Annotated in this window: 1 protein-coding gene; it reads left to right on the forward strand. The window is 58.7% G+C overall.

The annotated features are described in order from the left end of the window. On the forward strand, positions 1-1,944 hold a 1,944-nt coding region (locus tag KJQ96_RS38390; protein WP_213291143.1), incomplete at both ends, for a recombinase family protein.

A 1,944-nucleotide genomic window follows, 5' to 3' on the forward strand; every position in this document is an offset into this window, starting at 1 on the left:
CACTGCGACAGCGAGCCAACGATCTCGGTTGGGATGATACCAATATTGATGTCGTTGATGCCGACCTTGGGTTGAGTGGATCGACAGCCGCGCATCGCGAGGGCTTCAAGGACGTTATCGCCCGCGTCACATTGGGTGAAATCGGAATCATTCTCTCCTACGAGGTGACACGTCTCGCGCGCAACTGCTCTGATTGGTACCCGCTACTCGATCTGTGCGGCTACCGGCAATGCCTCATTGCGGATCGCGACGGCGTCTACGATCCTGGCTCAACCAATGGGCGCCTGTTACTCGGCTTAAAGGGCACAATCTCCGAAGTGGAGTTGCACACACTGCGCGGCCGTCTGACGGCGGGGCTGCGCGCCAAGGCCGAGCGCGGCGAGTTGACGTTACTGTTACCGGCGGGTTTGGAGCGTGACGCCAATGGCGTGGCATCGAAGGATCCGAGCAGGGAGGTGCAGCAGCGGATATCACTGGTTTTCACGACATTTCTGGAGGGAGGCTCCGTGGGCAAGGTAATCCGGTCATTCCGGGATCGTGCGCTCTCCATACCGCGGCGGGACCGGTTCGGCGATATTGCGTGGCGGACACCATCAGCCAGCATGATTTCCGGAATTTTGAGGAATCCGGCCTATGCTGGCGCTTTCGTCTATGGCCGTACCAAGTCCTGCCGCACGACCTATGCAAGTGGTAAACTGAAGACGGCCCGCTGCCCAATGGCAGAGTGGAAGGTAGTAGTAAAGGACCGCTATCCTGCATACATCGATTGGGATGGCTTTGAGCGGATCCAGGCCATGTTGCGCGATAACCATGCCGAATACCAACGCAATCAAACGCGTGGCGTGCCCCGAGAAGGGGCCGCTATCTTGCAGGGCATCACCTGGTGCGGCCGGTGCGGCCACAAGATGTCGATACAATACAAGGGCGGGTCTCGCTACGTCTGCAATTCCCTGTTGAACCACCAAGGCAAGACGCTATGCCAGCATCTTCCCGCCGATCCAATCGACGCACAGGTGGTGGCTGCTTTCTTTGCAGCGATCGCTCCCGCTGAGGTGGAGGCCTGGAGGCGTGCGCTCAATGCGCGGCAGCAGACTGACGAAGCGCTTGATCGCGCCGAAGAGCAGCAGGTTGAGCGACTGCGCTATCAGGCACTCCTGGCCGAACGACAGTATAATCGAGTCGATCCTGACAATCGCCTCATCGCCGCTGAGCTGGAGCGGCGATGGGAAAGAGCGCTACGCGAACTCCGGCAGGCTGAAGAGGCGCTGACCACCCGCCGAGCCACGAAGAGCAAATCAGCCATGTTGACCCCAGAGGAGCAGAATGAGTTTCTTGCGCTTGGTCCACACTTGCCTGAGCTCTGGCAGCGGCCTGATGTGAGCCGGGCAGATAAGAAGCAGTTATTACGAACGCTGCTTGACAAGGTTGTTCTCCACCGCATCACGCGCGATCGAATCGCGGTCCGGATCGTCTGGTGTGGTGGCGAGATATCCGAACTGGAAGTCGAGCCGAGGGTCCATGCACTGCATGCTCTAACTCGAGGGACTGAGATGCAAGCACGGATCCTTGAGCTGGCCCGTCAGGGTTTCGATGATGCCGAAATCGCCAATACCTTGACCCAGGAGGGGCACCGCTCACCGCGCCGAAATTATGTTCCAGTACGAACCGTTCAGATCGTGCGGCAGCGCCATCGCGTACTGCAGGACGGCGTCGCAACGCGTGCTCGTCACATTGCTGGCTGGCTGCCGGTGACCGCAATGGCAAAGCGTTTAGGAGTTTCGAGTTCTTGGATCAAGCGACGTATCCGCAGCGGCACCATTGATATCCAGCGCGATCCCTGGGACAAGCGATTCCTCTTTCCTGATACGGAAGCCAGCATTGTTGCGTTGCGAGAGCTTAAGACAGGAGCTCAAGATCACCTCGTTTTCGACCCGAGAGCAAACA

This window comes from Bradyrhizobium sp. sGM-13, from assembly GCF_018398875.1.
Classification (GTDB): Bacteria; Pseudomonadota; Alphaproteobacteria; order Rhizobiales; family Xanthobacteraceae; genus Bradyrhizobium.